Here is a 14,245-nt window from a genome sequence, read left to right on the forward strand (position 1 = left end):
GGCATGTCAGGCACCCATTAAAAAAGGAAGCCCGGTTCGCGGACTTCCTTCACATTTGGCTGGTGAGGCCTTCAGAAAAAAAACTATTCTACTACTTCGCCGGTAATGACCAGTTGCACGGCACTTTCGGCAGTGTTGGCATTCACGGTCACGGTTTTATTGAAGACTCCCACGCGGGCGGCATTGTAGGTGGCACGAACAAAGCCCTGTGCACCATGCGGGATAGGATCTTTGCTGTATTCGGTCACGGTGCAGCCACACGATGCTTGTACAGACGTGATCACCAGCGGCTCTTCGCCCGTGTTGGTGAAGGTGAACTCGTGTGTGACGGGTTTGTTGGCGGCGATCTTTCCAAAGTCAAAGGTTTTGACAGCCCACTTGAAGGTGGCGGCTTTGATGGTGCGTGCCGACGCTACAGACGTGGCAGATACCAGGGCTTGCTGGGCAAACAGGGGCGAGCAGCAAGCGAACAAAACGAGACAGGCAATGTACTTTTTCATGGTTTAAAGTTTTATAGGTGATACATGATTTTGAAGTTGAATCGGGATGGCTGTTGAAAGCAGCTTCCGGCCGGTTGCGCAAAACGTTCGGATGGCTTTTTTTACACGCCGATCAACAACACAAAGCTGGACAAAGCCGTAGACTCCCTTTGTTAACGACTATCTAAATTTTGTTAACGACTTGTTAATCTTTCGGCCCCTGCGACCATTCTTTGTAACTTTAGCATGTGAAAAGTTCAACCATCCGTCTTGTTGTGATTCTGGCTGCCCTCTGCATTGTGGGCATCACCATCACCCAGATCTATTGGGTGCGGCGGGCATTCGATTTGAAGGAGGCAGAATTTGAGCGATCCGTGAACACTGCGCTGTATAATGTGGCGCAACAGATTTTCGAAATCAACAAAACACCATCGCCCACCAACAACCCGGTGAAGCAATTGTCGACCAACTATTTTGTGGTGATCGTGAACGGCGAAATCAAGCCAAGCTTGCTGGAGTTTTTGCTGCGCAACGAATTTGAACGACGCAACATCGTGGCCGATTTTGAATATGGTGTCTACGACTGCTCGAGCGAGCGCATGGTCTATGGCGACTATGTGCCACTGCAAACCGCCAAAGAAAAAATCACAAACAAAAAACTTCCGCAGTGGGCCAACGCCGGCTATTACTTCGGTGTGCAGTTTCCCAACCGCGCGGGCCACATCACCAATCAAATGGGCATCTGGTCATTTTCGTCGGTGGTGTTGTTGCTGGTCATCGTGTTTTTTGCCTACACGCTGTTTGTGATCCTGAAACAAAAACGGCTCTCCGAAATCCAGAAAGATTTCATCAACAACATGACGCACGAATTCAAAACGCCCATTGCCACCATCGCGGTGTCGACGGAAGTGTTGAAAGATCCACAGATTGCGTCGCAGCCCGAGCGCTTGCTGAACTATGCCACCATCATCGAAAAAGAAAACCTTCGCCTGAAACAACAAGTGGAACGTGTGTTGCAGATGGCGCGGCTTGACAAGGAAGATATTGGTTTGCGCAAAGAAAAGATCGATGTGCACAACGTCATTCAGGAGTCCATTCGGCATGCGGCGTTGCCCTTGCAGGAAAAGGCAGGTCGTGTGGCCTTCGAGTTTCAGGCTACTGAACACGAGATGGAAGCAGACAAGCTTCACCTCACCAACGTGTTCAATAATTTGATCGACAATGCCATCAAATATTGCAAGACCATTCCGCAGATCAGCATCCGCACCACCAACCACGAACACGGCCTGGTGGTGGAAGTGCAGGACAACGGCATTGGCATTGGTCCCGAAAATCAAAAAAGAGTATTTCAAAAGTTTTATCGTGTGCCCACCGGCAATGTGCACGACGTGAAAGGATTCGGATTGGGATTGAGCTACGTGAAGACCGTAGTGGAGGCCCACAAAGGAGGCATTTCGGTGAGGAGCGAATTGGGCAGAGGCTCGTCGTTCAGAATCTATCTTCCGTTGGCATAACCTGCAGCGCATGAGCATAGCAAAGAAAATATTGTTGGTGGAAGACGATCCCAGCCTGGGCTTTGTGATCAAAGACAACCTGAACATCAAAGGCTATGACGTCACGCTGTGTCAGGATGGCGAAGAGGGCGAGCGCACGTTTGGAAACACGCCCTTCAACCTTTGCATTTTCGACGTGATGCTTCCCAAAAAAGACGGCTTTGCCCTGGCCCGGAGCGTGCGCGAAAAAAACAAAAGCATTCCCATTCTTTTTCTCACTGCCAAGTCTATGACCGACGACAAGCTCGAAGGTTTTCAGGCCGGAGCCGACGACTACATCACAAAACCGTTCAGCCTCGAAGAATTGTTGTGTCGCGTAGAGGTGTTCATGAAGCGTGGCATTGTACAGCCCGGCAACGACGAGAAACGTTTTGTGCTGGGAAATTTTGAATTCGACTTTTCGAACCTCACGCTAAAAAACAACAGCACCGAAAAAACACTGACTCAAAAGGAAGCCGAAGTGCTGAAGCTGCTCTATCAAAATCGCGAGCGTGTGTTGAAGCGCGAAGAAATTCTGAAGCAGGTGTGGGGCGACGACGATTATTTTATGGGAAGAAGCCTCGATGTGTTTATCTCTAAACTGCGAAAGTATCTGAAGGAAGATCCGGCTGTGCAAATTGTGAACTACCACGGCGTAGGCTTCAAACTGGAGTTCTAAAAAAATCATCATAAAAAAAACAGCCCACGCTCTCCGAAGAACGTGGGCTGTTTTTTTTATAGATCAGCGATCACTTGTTTCGAAGCACGCTGTTCGATTTGCTATAGAAGAAGTAGATGAACAAACCAATGATCATCCATCCGCCTGCGGCCAGCAAGGTGTCGGCCGGCAATGACAGGATCATGGCCGAGCAGATAACAATGCCAAGGATGGGCACCAGCGGCACCAGTGGCGTGGTGAACGGCCGAACCGCTTCGGGGTTCTTGATGCGCATCACCCAGATGCCTGCACACACCATCACAAAGGCGAAGAGCGTTCCAATGCTGGTCAGGTCGCCTGCCATGCTGCCGGGAATGAATCCGGCAAACAAGCCCACAAACACAAACAGGATCATGTTCGACTTATAAGGCGTTCTGAATTTAGGGTGCACTTCGGCAAACACTTTGGGAATGAGACCATCGTTTGACATGGAGTAGAACACGCGCGACTGGCCCATGAGCATCACGAGGATAACCGACGAGAACCCGGCAAGAATAGCTACCGTGATCAGCGTGGCAAGCCAGCCGTAGCCGGGCATGTAGTGTTGAATGGCATAGGCAACCGAAGCTTCTTTTCCTACGGTCTTGAACTCTTCCCAGTTGGCAATGCCGGTGAGCACGCGCGAGAAAAGAATATATAGAATCGTACACACGATGAGCGAACCCAGGATACCGATGGGCATGTCGCGCTTCGGATTTTTTGCTTCCTGTGCGGCGGTCGACACGGCGTCGAAACCGATGAAGGCGAAGAACACGATGGCCGAACCACCCAACACACCACCCCAACCGTGACGGTTGAAAGCTTCGTGACCGGCGGCGGTTTCGGGAATGAAGAACGGATCGTAGTTGGCGGGGTTGATGAACTGCCAGCCCAGGGCAATGAAGATGAGCACAATGGAAACTTTCACAAACACGATGATGGCATTGACCATAGCCGATTCTTTCGTGCCTTTAATAAGGATGAGCGTCAGGATCAACAGGATGAACAACGCAGGCAGGTTGATGATGCCGCTCACGCCGTCTATAGATGTTTCCATGGGCGAGTGCGACCACGCATACGGTATGGCGCCGCCCAAAAGGTTATTGAGGTATTCGCTCCAGGCGATGGACACGGTGGCAGCAGCCAGGGCATATTCCAGCACCAAGGCCCAGCCAATGATCCAGGCAATGAATTCGCCCATGGTTACGTAAGCATAGGTATAGGCGCTTCCGGCCACGGGAATCATGGAAGCAAATTCGGCATAACACAGACCGGCAAATGCGCAGCCTACGGCGGCTACAATAAAAGAGATGACCACGGCAGGTCCGGCGGCCTCACCGGCAGCAGCAGCCGTGCGCACAAACAATCCGGCGCCAATAATGGCTCCAATGCCCAGTGCAATCAGGTTGCCGGCGCCCAAGGTGCGCTTCAGGCCTTTGTCCGAATCGCCCGTCTGCATGAGTTGCGCCAGAGGCTTTTTGATAAACAAGCTCATTTGTATTCTTTAAGGTTTAGGTAAATTTTTATTCGCCTAAAAGTAAGAAGAATAATGAACTTGGCTAACGGCTATTAGCTTACGCGGAATAAAATTCTTTTGGATGGCAGGCAGACAAACAATCTGCATTACCCACTTCGCCGAGGGAGTTTAGGCCTGGGGAGTGTCGGATGAATTTTCGATGGTCTTTTCTGTGGCGTCGGCCACGGGTGGGGTAGCGGTAAGTTGCTCCTCCGCAACCGTTTCTTCTGTGCCATGGATGCGCTCGCCAAAATAACGACGCTGAAACAGAAGGATGATCACCACACCGACGAAAATGGATGAGTCGGCAATGTTGAACACGGGACTGAAGAACAGAAAATAATCTCCCCCCACATACGGTACCCACGTGGGCCATGTGAAATCAAACAACGGGAAGAACAGCATGTCGATCACCTGCCCGTGAAACCAGGGCGTGGGTGAATTGACGGGGTGGTTGTGAAGAAACACACCATAGAAGGTGCTGTCGATGACGTTGCCCACGGCACCGCCCAGAATCAACGCCATGCACCAGAGAAATCCTTCGCTCGAACCTTTGCGCGCCATCTTCACCAGATAGTAGGCAATGCCACCCATGGCCGCGATGCGAAACACCGTGAGGGCCAGCTTGCCAAATTCGTTGTGCCAGCGGATGCCGAACGCCATGCCGGGGTTGAGAAGATAATGCAGCTTGAAGCCATATTGCTCATTTCCCAGAATGGTTACTTCCTGGTGCAGGTACATGAAATTATGCACCAGCAACTTCGACACTTGGTCGATGACGATGACAACGAGGGCGAGCAGGAAGAATTTGTAAATTTTCATGTGCAAAGTTTAATGTCACTCCCGGAAGCCCAAAGCCACCGGGAGGCCATTCATTATTTTTTAACTTTTATTTTCACGTTCAGCATAACGTCGTCCATGTCAACTTCAACGCCGTCTTGCAGCGCAGGATTGATGTCGAGGGCCAGGGCCTGGGTTTCGGTTTGAATGTAGGTGCTGAATTCCTTGAGCGCGGCATTCACTACGTCGTCCGACGGCTGCACCTCGATGGTGATTTTGTCGAGCACCTCCATGCCATTTTCCTTGCGCAGGTTCTGGATGCGGTTCACGAAGTCGCGGGCAATGCCCTCTTTTTTCAGGGCTTCAGTAATGGTGATGTCCAGCGCTACCGTTAGGCCGTTCTCTGTAGCCACCGCCCATCCGGGAATGTCTTCCGAAGAAATGAGCACGTCTTCCAGCACCAGGTCGAAGCCGTCTTTCGAATGCACGCCATGGCGCTCCAGCAACTGGATGTCTTCTTTGGTGAAGGTGTTGATCACCGCCGCCACATCTTTCATCTTCGGACCGTATTGTTTGCCCAGCTTCGCGAAGTTGGGTTTCACTTTCTTCACCAGAATGCCCGACGTGTCGTCGATATACTGAATGTATTTCACGTTCACTTCGGCGAGGATAATTTCTTCTACCGACTTGATGCGGTTCGAGAACGATTCGTCCAGCACCGGCAACAGAATTTTCTCAAGCGGTGTGCGCACTTTGATCTTGCTGTTCTTGCGGATGGAGTGCACCAGCGAACAGATGCGTTGCGCATAGTCCATCGATTTTTCAAGCGCCGCATCAATTTGTGTTGGCAACGCCTTGGTGAGGTCGGTGAGGTGAACCGACGCATGACGCAACGGCGTGTGGCCGGCAATGGCGCGCTCGCGAATGTTTTCGGTCAGATTTCTATAGAGCCACTCCGAGTAGAACGGCGCAATGGGCGCCATCAGCTGGGCGGTGGTCATGAGGCATTGGTACAAGGTTTCATAGGCAGCTTTCTTGTCGGTAGACAGCTCGCCTTTCCAGAAGCGCTTGCGGTTCAGGCGCACATACCAGTTGGAAAGATGGTCGTTCACAAAATCCTGGATGGCACGGGCCGCACGCGTAGGTTCATACTCGTCGTAAGCACTCGTCACTTCAATGATGAGCGATTGCAACTTCGAAATGATCCAGCGGTCGAGGTGATTCAGTTGATCGTAGGGCACGTTGTTCAACTCTTCCTTCACAAAACCATCGATGTTGGCATAGAGTGCGAAGAAGGAATACGTGTTTTGCAGTGTTCCAAAAAACCGGCGCTGTACTTCCACGATGCCGTCGAAGTCGAACTTGAGGTTGTCCCATGGCGGTGCGTTTTCAATCATATACCAGCGCACAAGGTCCGGACCATATTGCGCCAGAGCATCGTAGGGGTTCACCACGTTGCCTTTGCGCTTCGACATCTTGTTGCCATTCTTGTCGAGCACCAGGCCGTTGGAGATCACATTCTTGAAGGCCACGCTGTCGCACAACATCACAGCAATGGCATGCAGCGTGAAGAACCAGCCCCGTGTTTGGTCAACACCTTCGGCAATGAAGTCGGCCGGATAGTTTTTGTCAAAGATGTCTTTGTTCTCGAAGGGATAGTGCCACTGTGCATAGGGCATGGCACCCGAATCGAACCACACATCGATGAGGTCTGGCTCGCGATACATGGGTTGCCCCGAGGCGCTCACCAGCACCACATCGTCCACATAGGGGCGGTGTAGGTCGAAGTCGGCAGGCAACGATGCTTTCATCAAACCGGCGCTCACCGACTTGGCAACTTCCTGGTTCAACTCTTCCAGCGAGCCGATGCAAATTTCTTCTTTGTTGTCTTTGGTGCGCCAGATGGGCAGTGGCGTTCCCCAATAGCGCGAGCGCGACAGGTTCCAGTCCACCAGATTCTCCAGCCAGTTTCCAAAGCGGCCCGAGCCGGTAGATTCGGGTTTCCAGTTGATGGTCTTGTTCAACTCCACCATGCGATCTTTCAACGCGGTGGTTTTGATAAACCAGGCATCCAACGGATAATACAACACCGGTTTGTCTGTGCGCCACGAGTGCGGGTAGGTGTGTTCGTATTTCTCTACTTTGAACGCCTTGTTTTCTTCTTTCAGGATGATGGAGATGATAACGTCCGTGTTCTTGTAGTCGGGGTTCGTTTCATCTTCGTCCGTATAGTTCTTAACATAAAAATCGTCGGCACCCAGAGGCTTGTGGGTTTTGATTTGGTATTTCGCCACGCCTTCCTTCAAGCGCTCGCCGATGATGGAAATGAATTTTCCTTTCTTGTCGACCGTAGGCACCTCCGTGTCGCTTTCATCTTTCACGGTAAGCGGAGGGATACCATTTTGTTTCGAAACCCTGAAGTCGTCGGCACCAAACGTAGGCGACGAGTGCACAATGCCCGTACCGTCTTCGGTGGTCACAAAATCGCCAGCCACAATTCTGAATGCTTTGTCGGCATCATAGAGGGGCTGAACAAACGGCATCAATTGCGCATACGTGAGGCCTACCAGCTGCGCGCCGGCGAATTCCTGAACAATGTTGAACGGAATGGCTTTGTCGCCGGGGTTGTAGGCGTCGAGCGCGAGGTCTTTGTTTTTCTCGGGGAAATATTTTCCAACCAGGTCTTTCGCCAGCACCACGCTCACGGGTTTAAACGTGTAGGGGTTGAATGTATCGATCTGCACATAGCGGATCTTTTCGCCCACCACAAGCGCGGTGTTCGAAGGCAAGGTCCAGGGTGTTGTGGTCCAGGCCAGGATCACCACTTCACGATCGGAGGCCTTCCGCAAAAATTCGGAAGCCGGTGTAGCATTCAGCTTGAACTGCGCCACGATCGAGGTGTCTTTCACTTCTTTGTAGCAGCCGGGCTGGTTCAACTCGTGCGAGCTAAGGCCGGTGCCGTCAGAAGGCGAGTAGGGCTGAATGGTGTAGCCCTTGTAGAGCAGACCCTTGTTGTAGAACTGCTTCAGGATCCACCACAGCGATTCGATGTATTCTTTTTCGTAGGTGATGTAAGGCTTTTCGAGGTCGACCCAGTAGCCCATTTTCAGGGTGAGGTCGTTCCACTGATCCTTATACATCATCACCGTTTCGCGGCACTTCTTGTTATAGTCTTCGATGGAGATTTTGCGGCCGATGTCGTCTTTGGTGATGCCCAGTTGTTTTTCAACCTGGAGCTCCACGGGTAGGCCGTGGGTGTCCCAGCCGCCTTTGCGTTTCACCTGGAAGCCCTGAAGGGTTTTGTAGCGACAGAAAATGTCTTTCACGGTGCGGCCCATCACGTGGTGGATGCCGGGGGTGCCGTTGGCCGACGGCGGGCCTTCATAGAACGTGAAGGAGGGAGCGCCTTCGCGGTTGCTGACCGATTTTTCGAAAATCTTTTCTTTTTTCCAGAAATCAAGGACTTCTGCTGCCACCTGGGCAAAATTCAACGCTTTATATTCCTGATAAGGGCCGGCCATTCTGATAAATGAGGTAAAATTGACAGTTTCAGCTTTTTACAAGCCGCAAAGATATTTGTTTTTGCTAAAGAGTCCACAGGGAAAAAGCCGCCGGGAACGGGCATTTTTGCCTTTAAAAAGTATTTCGGCGTCAGCACCTATTGAAGATTGATGATATTGGTCGGAAGCCCCACTCTCATAAAAAAACGGGCAAACGCCTGAGAAAGGTGCTCCCTGTGTGGCGGCAACAGTCGCGCCCTGGAAAGTAGGGTGGAGGCGTGGGTTTTCAGAAAGCTATAATTGATAGATTTAGATTTGCTGGCGGTATAAGAATCGGGCAATTCGGAATAAAGTCCCCCTGTCGAATTTCATGGGAAGACGAAATGGTTTCATACCATGTATACGAGGACATTGGTTTTAGTCGATGAAGATCTTGGGCAACGATTTATCAATTCTTAAAGATTTGACTTTTATAGTAAACGTTCTCGTGTATTTTGGTTTTAAGGTCACCTCATCATCAATGCTCACAGAAGTTTCAGGCGCTGACAACGGCGCCGCTACGGGCTTTTGATGGCCGGGGAATGTAAGTTTCGTTTTCTTGCCATTCTTTACGGAGATATTAAAAGAGGCATTCGCGGCACTGGTGGCACAATGGATTTTCATACAAAATAAATTACATAAACTATCAAGGTTCTTCCTTTTCCAACATTAAACGTTAGGCGTACCATGTCGTTTTTGAAAAAAAACTTAAGGTCAACGTGTGGCTGCGGTCTCTATGATTGATGCGATGTTGTAGCCAAGATTACCGTAAACATCACTTTTTTGAAAGTCCACATTTCACGAGACAGAATTGAAAAAGTATGACCTGAGCATCCGCGCGTACTTTTTAAGGAAAAGCGATGTTCAAATTCTCAAAAGCGTAGACAAATTCAACTCGAAAATATTTTCAAAATATTTTCCGTCGATACCATTGATCGTGCCCAACAACGTTGGTCTTGACGCTTTTTAAACCTACTCCGCCGCCGAATGCCGGTTGTGAATCTTGATTTTGCTGAGGTCGATCTCTTCGTCTTCGTGCTCGCCATAGAAACTGGCGTCGAAGTCGTCGATGAGCATGTGCTCGCCTTTCTTTTTCTTGGGGCGGTCGAATGTCATGATCAGTGCGGGCAGCAGAATCAGGTTGGTGAACATGGAGATGACCAGCGTCACCGACGTGAGCACACCCAGTGCGATGGTGCCGCCAAACGAAGAGAAGGCAAAGATGATGAACCCGGCAAAGAGCACGATGGAAGTGTACATAATGCTTTTTCCAGTTTCCATAATGCTATCGCTCACGGCCTTGGCAATGAAAAAATTGTTCGACAAAATCTCCTGGCGATACTTGGCCAGGAAGCGTATGGAGTTGTCGACCGAAATACCAAACGTGATGCTGAAGATCAATGCCGTGCTGGCTTTGAGTGGGATGTGACCAAAGCCCATGAGCCCGGCCGTGATGAGCAATGCCAGCAGGTTCGGGATGAGCGAGATGATGATCATGCGCACATTGGCAAACAGGAAGGCCATCGAAAGCGTGATCAGCACAAAGGCCAGTAACAGGCTCTCCTGTAAATTGGCCACGAGAAATTTATTCCCCTTGATAAATATTTTGGTGGTGCCCGTAACCGCCGCCGTGATGGTGTCTTTGCCGGTGGAAGCAAACGTGGTTTTCATGCGTGGCTCAATCACATTATGCACCAGCGAATCCAATCGTGTTGAGCCGATGTCGGCGATCTGGCACGAGATGCGCATTTTGCTGAACGTGGAATCGACAAAGGCTTTAAACAAACCGCTGTTGTCCGATTGCCCTTTCAGGTATTTTAAAATGAAGGGTGCTTCGCCTTTGCTCGGAAGGGTGTATTTCGCCGGGTTGTTGTTATAGAACGCCTGCTTCGATGCTTTTACAAAACTCAACAGCGATATGGGGCTCGACATCACGTTGATAGAATCGAGGAAGTCTTCGAAAGCGTCTACTTTCTGGAGGTTGCGGATGTCGGTGAGGATGGGGCGGCGTTTTTTGGTTTTGAATTCGATCATGAATTCCAGGGGCATGATGCCGCTGAAGTTCTGTTCAAAAAATTTCAGGTCCTGTTTCACCTGGCTTTGCTCCGGCACATCATCGACCATGAACGACACCGACTTGAGTTGGGTGATGCCATAAACGGCCACCACCGTAACAGCAAACGATACGATGTAGATGGTGGCGCGATGGCGGTGCACCATGCCGTCGACCAGTTTCAAAAAACCTCCCATCACTTTGAAGTTCAGGTGGCGCAAATGTTTTTCGGAAGGCACCGGCAACCAATACAAAATGGTGGGAATCATCACCAGGCTCACAAAGAACAAAGCCATGATGTTGATGCCGGCCACGATGCCAAACTCGCGGAGAATAACGATGTCGGTAGACAACAGCGTGAGAAAACCGATGGCCACTGTGAGGTTGGTCAGAAACATGGCCAATCCCATTTTGCGGACCACCACGGTGATGGCTTCTATTTTATTTTTTGATCGGGCAAACTCGAGGTGATATTTATTGAGCAGGTAGATGGCGTTGGTCACACCAATGGTCACAATCACCGGCGGGATCAATCCGCTAAGCAGCGTGATCTTGAATCCAAACAGCGCCAGGGTGCCGAGCGTCCACACCACCAGAATGCCGATGATGATCATGGAGAACAACACAGCGCGGAACGAACGGAAGAACACAAACATGATGATCCCGGTCACAATGGCCGAAGCGATAAGGAAAAGATTCATCTCACGCTTCAGGGCTTTGGCCACCACCGTGCGGATGAACGGGAGGCCTGCATAGCGCAACTGAATGTGCGTCTTGGCTTCGAAGGCGTTGCCCGCATCCTGCAACGACTGCGTCATGGCTTCGCGGCTGGATGAGTTCATCACTTCTTTCTTCACCGACACGAGCATCATGGTGGCGCCGTTGGAAACATTCACGAGGCGCCCGGCATAAATTTTTTGATCCATGGCAATGCCCAGCAAACTGTCGAGGTGCTGCTGGCTTGAAATGGTGTCGCTGAAAACATCCGTAAGAAAGAACCGCTGTTTCACAGTGTCTTTCGAAATCATTTTCAACACGGGCAACGAAAGCACTTCGGTGACGCCGGTGATCTTTTTGATGTCTTTGGTGAGGTCGCGGTAGGCCTTGAAGTTGTCGAGTTTGTAGATGGCGCTGTCTTTCACGCCCACGGCGATGAGGTTGGCATCTTCGCCAAATTGCTGCCGGAACTTGTTGAGGTAAATCAGGTCAGGATCGTCGAGCGGCACGGTGCGGGCAAACTCGTAGCTCATTTCCACCCGCGAGGCATAGTAGCCCATAAAAATGGTGATGATGCCGATGATGATACTCAGCGAGAGCCTGTATTTGATGATGGCTTCAGCAACTTTATTCCACATGATCTGAACGTCTGGTTAAGTTCCCATGCACCCCGGGGGGACAGCGCATTTTTTAACGTTCAAAGCTAAGGATTTTTGGGTTTTGTGGTAGGGAATGTTACAGGGACTTCAGCCTGGGTCGGAGAGTGGTTTTCAGGACATTCCCTTGATTTTACGGTAGAGCGACAGCGCGTGACGGTCTGTCATGCCCGACACAAAATCAATAACGAGCCGCAACATACCATACACATCGTTCGGGCGTTGGGCCACGGCCACGCGGATTTCTTCGGGCAACAACAGCTGCAGGTTGTGGTATTTGCGCGATTTGGTGCCGTTCAGCAGGAACCAGCCCGCAGTGGTGAACTCGTGGAGCAGGCCTGGCAACACTTCATGCCCCGCAGCTTCGATCTCCACCACCGTGCGTGCGCGGTAGATTTTTTCTACTGACAGGTTGATGATCGCCTTCAGGCCGTCTTTGGAAGGACAATGGTCGGCCAGCGCCTGGTCGAACGTGCCGGCCAGTATAGCCGCCTCGTTGTCGAGGAAGAGCGACGAACATTCGTCCATCAGGTCGCCAATGGCCAGCGCCCGCAGGTAGCCGATCTTTTCGGGCAGACTGTGCAGGTGTTCGAGCTTGCCTAGCTTGCTTTTGTTTTTGGTGATGATGCCCTCAAACAAGGCCTTTGCTTCGGCATAGCTCACCAGCCCGAGGCTGCAGCCGTCTTCCAGGTCAATGATGCTGTAGCAGATGTCGTCGGCCGCTTCCACGAGGAAGGCAAGCGGGTGGCGCACCGTGGCGCCGTCGGCGGCCTCAATGAGTTCGAGTGCTGCAGCCACCTCCTTGAAAATGTTCTTCTCGCTCTCGAAGTAGCCAAATTTTTTCTGGCTCCGCAGGGCTTTGTTGCGTGTGGGGAAGAGTGCCGGGCACGGATATTTTGTGAAGGCACCCAGCGTGGCAAACGTGAGCTTGAGGCCGTATTGATTTTTGTTGAGGATGCGAAAACCTTGCGCGTTGCCTTCGAAGCGGGTGAGGTCGTGCCACTCGGTTTCGCTCACCTTGTCTTTGAAGAATTGCCCTTGCGGATGATGAATGAAAAAATCAGAGAGGGCATCTTCGCCCGCGTGCCCAAAGGGCGGATTGCCCAGGTCGTGAGCCAGCGAGGCCGCCGCCACAATGGCGCCGAAGTCGAACAACGTGTAGTGCTTTGCCAGGTCCGGGTGGCGCTGCAAAATGATTTCGCCAACCCTTTTTCCCAACGACCGACCTACACTGGAAACTTCGAGGCTGTGGGTGAGACGTGTGTGCACAAAATCGTGTTCGGGCAACGGGTGCACCTGCGTTTTGTCTTGCAACCGCCGGAAGGGATGCGAGAAAATGATGCGGTCATAGTCCTGCTCAAAAGCGCTTCGTGACGGTTCGGTGTTGGCCACAGGTTTTTGGCCTGTGCGCTGTGAGGAGAGGAGTTGATGCCAGATCATTGCGTGACGTTAGGGACTTTGACCCTGATAAATTTTAAAGCTCGGTTTTCAAAGAGCAAATATAGAATAATGTTGTATTCGTAAGGCGATCACGTTTACCAACTTAAAGGCCCTCTTACTTTGGAAGTAATTGAGGTTTACAGGAGTCAAAGATAATCTCCGTTTCCTCACAAAAAAGAAAACCGGAGCATCGGCCCCGGTTTCCAGAAAATAGCATACGCTTTTCCATAATTCTACTCCTTCAACACAAAATCAATACACATCACGGCCGCCAGAATCAATTGGCGAAGCGCATGATTTTCGGGCACGTTGTTGTTGATTTGCAGCACGTAGTTGTCGGCTGTGGTGAAGAACTCCTTGCCAAAGCCCGCCCATTTTTTCGACACGTGAGCGAACTCCACGTTGTCGCTGCTCACAAACTTGAAATCCCAGCTTGTCCATTTGCCTTTCAGGGTACACAACACTTTGTCGTTGGCGTCGAGCACATCGAACTTGCCGCCGATGCTGAAAAACTTCTGCTTGAATTTGCCAACCACAACGTTGTTTTCGTCGAGCACTTCAACGGTGGAAAGGATAAGCGAAACACCTCTGCGCACAGAAACTACCTTCTGGCCCGCGGGCGTTTTGATCTCAATGTCGAAAGGCGTCATGCGCTTGTAGTCGGTGAAGCGGAACATCTTGGTGAAGAAGCCCAGGTTCTCTTCGCGACACTCCAGAATGATCTGGTTAGACGTGGGATCGTAGATGTCGAAGTTGTTGGCCGCTTTGAAGATGCCGGTGTGTTCTTTCACAAAGAACACTTCTCTGTTCAATACAGGATTCATAAACTGGTTTGG

General features: G+C 51.0%; 9 protein-coding genes. 2 read left to right on the top strand and 7 right to left on the bottom strand.

The genetic code is table 11. From position 1 onward, the window contains the following. Positions 1-83: 83 nt before the first annotated feature. Positions 84-500, bottom strand: a complete 417-nt coding sequence (locus JI741_RS13445) for a DUF1573 domain-containing protein (protein ID WP_202010255.1) — start codon at positions 498-500, stop codon at positions 84-86. 227 nt (positions 501-727) lie between these two features. Here JI741_RS13445 and JI741_RS33055 point away from each other — a divergent pair, with 227 nt between their 5' ends. Further along, the gene (locus JI741_RS33055; RefSeq protein WP_202010257.1) at positions 728-1,993 is read left to right on the top strand and encodes a sensor histidine kinase; all 1,266 of its coding nucleotides are present in this window, start codon (positions 728-730) and stop codon (positions 1,991-1,993) included. Between the two features lie 10 nt (positions 1,994-2,003). Further along, entirely contained in the window at positions 2,004-2,690 is a 687-nt protein-coding gene (locus JI741_RS13455; RefSeq protein WP_202010259.1) for a response regulator transcription factor, read from the top strand. A 70-nt stretch (positions 2,691-2,760) separates the two neighbouring features. On the opposite strand, the gene JI741_RS13460 is transcribed toward JI741_RS13455, so the two are convergent. The 6 genes from JI741_RS13460 to JI741_RS13485 form a co-directional block, all read right to left on the bottom strand. Next, entirely contained in the window at positions 2,761-4,203 is a 1,443-nt protein-coding gene (locus JI741_RS13460) for an amino acid permease (protein ID WP_202010261.1), read from the bottom strand. A 150-nt stretch (positions 4,204-4,353) separates the two neighbouring features. Further along, a complete protein-coding gene (locus tag JI741_RS13465; protein ID WP_202010262.1) occupies positions 4,354-5,046 on the bottom strand; it encodes a lipoprotein signal peptidase in 693 nt (230 codons plus the stop codon). A gap of 53 nt (positions 5,047-5,099) precedes the next feature. Next, the gene (ileS, locus tag JI741_RS13470; RefSeq protein WP_202010264.1) at positions 5,100-8,525 is read right to left on the bottom strand and encodes an isoleucine--tRNA ligase; all 3,426 of its coding nucleotides are present in this window, start codon (positions 8,523-8,525) and stop codon (positions 5,100-5,102) included. 990 nt (positions 8,526-9,515) lie between these two features. Further along, positions 9,516-11,951, bottom strand: coding sequence for an efflux RND transporter permease subunit (locus JI741_RS13475; RefSeq protein WP_202010266.1), 2,436 nt, complete (start codon positions 11,949-11,951; stop codon positions 9,516-9,518). A gap of 132 nt (positions 11,952-12,083) precedes the next feature. Further along, positions 12,084-13,409, bottom strand: coding sequence for a deoxyguanosinetriphosphate triphosphohydrolase (locus JI741_RS13480; protein WP_202010268.1), 1,326 nt, complete (start codon positions 13,407-13,409; stop codon positions 12,084-12,086). Positions 13,410-13,642: 233 nt separating this feature from the next. Continuing rightward, positions 13,643-14,233 (bottom strand): LURP-one-related family protein, encoded by a 591-nt coding sequence (locus JI741_RS13485; protein WP_202010269.1) that lies wholly within the window; start codon positions 14,231-14,233, stop codon positions 13,643-13,645. Positions 14,234-14,245 lie beyond the last annotated feature (12 nt).

Origin of the sequence: Chryseolinea lacunae (assembly GCF_016735595.1) — a bacterium.
Lineage (GTDB): Bacteria > Bacteroidota > Bacteroidia > Cytophagales > Cyclobacteriaceae > Chryseolinea > Chryseolinea lacunae.